1 protein-coding gene and 1 pseudogene are annotated in these 2,217 nt (G+C 33.8%); both read right to left on the reverse strand.

Features of this window, described 5'->3' with window-relative positions:
• A partial coding sequence (locus VNJ50_RS13420; RefSeq protein ID WP_325582748.1) for a glycosyltransferase occupies nucleotides 1-1,024 on the reverse strand: 1,024 nt, incomplete at its 3' end.
• Nucleotides 1,025-1,309: 285 nt separating this feature from the next.
• Nucleotides 1,310-1,499 (reverse strand): annotated as a pseudogene (locus VNJ50_RS15700) (IS30 family transposase); the annotation flags it as partial.
• Nucleotides 1,500-2,217: the final 718 nt, after the last annotated feature.

Below are 2,217 nucleotides of genomic sequence, written 5' to 3' on the forward strand. Positions count from 1 at the left end.
AATTATTCAAGACATACGAACGTAACTCCATTCCTAGTTCTTGTCTTACCTCAGGACGGAGATTTTTGACATGCACAATTGCCTGTGATAGTTCCATGTGATTTCCTGCTTCAAACAAAAGGTTTTTATACACTTTCAACACAAATTTTATTCCTGAGATATCTGAACCTAAAACAGGAATGCCCATACTCATTGCCTCAACCAAGGCCATTGGCATACCTTCTTTTCTGCCGTCGTTCAATGTAGGGATCACATACAAATCTGCATTAGCAATATACGGACGAACATCAGGCACCTTACCAAAAAAAACAACTTGCTCTTCTAAGTTCAACTCATTTACTAACAATTTCAAGAAATCACCGTAATCACTCCTATCATCACCCAAAATGGTCAAGGTTGTTCTAGGGTCTTTTAAAACAGATAATGCTCTTAATAGAACTTCAACCCCCTTAATGGGCACCAAATTGGCTACAGTAATAATTTCAAACTTCGAGTCATTTTTTTGCTGAAATAATTCAGGAGAATAAAAAGCTGTATCAATCCCCAAAGGAATGAGACTTTGATTTTTTTTGTTAGGAAAATAAGCTCTCATTTCGTCATTTATTGTAATAATAAAATTGGCCAAAAAGCTACGAATTTTCCAATGCCGATTACCCCAGCTCATTGCTTTTTTAGTATAGACCCACTTCACATTAGCCAAACGAGCTGCCAAAGCCTCAGTCCAATCACTGCTCCAATGCCAAGAATGGACTATATCATAATTATTTGTTTTTAAAAACTTACGAATGCTTATAATTCTTATTGGTAACGAGCTGTAAGGTCGATATGTAGTTGTAGTTTCTACAATATGGATTGGTACTCCCAAGCTTTGAATTTCTTTAAAAAACCCACCTCGGTTACTGGAACAAGCTATTTCCACTTCAAATTTGGTTTTATCCAGTCCTTTTACTAAATCATAAAGCACTTTCCCACTGCCAGCGGTGTCAAAATTGGGAATGGTATATAGGATTTTTATTTTTGACATTTGTCTAATTAAACCTTTAAAACACCTATTCCATATTTATGTTGTGAAGGATTTTGAATAAATTCCTTGTATTCAAAATTATTGTTTATTTCATTCCATATCTTATCCACGTAACAATCTAGTTTAGGTTGATAATCAGTATCCAATATATCATGAAAACCTATCAATCCTCCAAATTCCACAAGATTCTTATACATTTCAAAGTATCCTCCAAAGTTTTCTCACCATTGTAGATAGGTAGTATTACGGATACTTTCATTAAATTAATTTTTAATAATGCCATGTTCAAGTTATAAGTGCAACTGTCCATGTCGATTTTAATTTTTCTATTGGACTAATGTAGCCAAATTTTCTCATCTTACGATTGTTAATTAATGTTTCAATTCCCTTAATTCTATTTTCAGTAATAAGATTTAGGTCTGTTTTTTCTAGGCACGAACTTTCTAATGAAATCTATCCTGTTTTCTACTGTTCCTCCTACCATAATTCTTACTTTTTTCTCAGACTCTGCTTTTAATCGTTTAGCAATTGTATTGTTTTACTTAGTCAATTTTTTATCCTTATCCGTTTGTTATATCGTTTCTATCTCTGATTTAACTTGTAAAAATGGGTTAGGTTTTCTTGTAGTGTGTCGTCTTTTAAGGCTGCCACTAACTCACAAATATCCAAAATCCCAACAACCTATCCAAACCTATTATAGTGCTATTTAGTAATAGTTTACAATTCTATATCTTTATGGATATTTAAAACACAAAACCCTAACGATACTCAAAATACAAAGTCTAAAATTTAACCGTTGTCCCTTTACTTGGTAAGTTTCACCACGATATTCACAGATTTTTCTGGATTTATGGATGTATAACATGTATTCCAAATTTTTTATTTTAATACTGGTTTTATGGTTTTACCAAACTATTTTCAAAAATGGAAGTTGCTGTAACGGCTACCTTTGGTATACAAAGTTTTAATACTTGATCTTTCAAAGTGGCACAAATCGAACCGTTATGGGTTTTTAACACACAGGCAAAAATGGCACAGTTTGAACCGAAATCCCTGGCACTATGAAACCGAAATCACTGGCACAAATCGAACCGAAGTAACCAAGAAGTTCCGTACCAGGGCAGCAATAGAGCCCATCATCGGACATTTAAAGACCGATTTCCGTTTGGCCCAAAATTATTTCCATGGAGAAA

The organism is Gelidibacter sp. (assembly GCF_035577925.1).
Classification (GTDB): domain Bacteria; phylum Bacteroidota; class Bacteroidia; order Flavobacteriales; family Flavobacteriaceae; genus Gelidibacter.